At 56.3% G+C, this 252-nt stretch carries 1 pseudogene; it reads left to right on the plus strand.

The annotated features are described in order from the left end of the window. Positions 1-119 (plus strand): annotated as a pseudogene (locus FSO04_RS48990) (reverse transcriptase N-terminal domain-containing protein); the annotation flags it as partial. Between the last annotated feature and the right edge of the window lie 133 nt (positions 120-252).

Here is a 252-nt window from a genome sequence, read left to right on the forward strand (position 1 = left end):
CGGCCAAATGGAAAGGGATGGAGGCGATGCAACACCACGGCTACCGTGCGTTGCCGCTTCGACGTATTTACATCCCCAAGAGCAATGGCAAGAAGCGTCCGTTAGGAATTCCCCGCATGCTGTGCAGTGAAGTTGACCCAGAAAAACGGACATCTATCCTTTGGAGAAGGAGGTGCCGATTATGGGCAAGCATCGTACCCCGTACCCGGCGGAATTCCGGGCGCAAATGGTCGAGCTGGTGAAGGCTGGACG

Source organism: Paraburkholderia madseniana (assembly GCF_009690905.1).
GTDB lineage: Bacteria > Pseudomonadota > Gammaproteobacteria > Burkholderiales > Burkholderiaceae > Paraburkholderia > Paraburkholderia madseniana.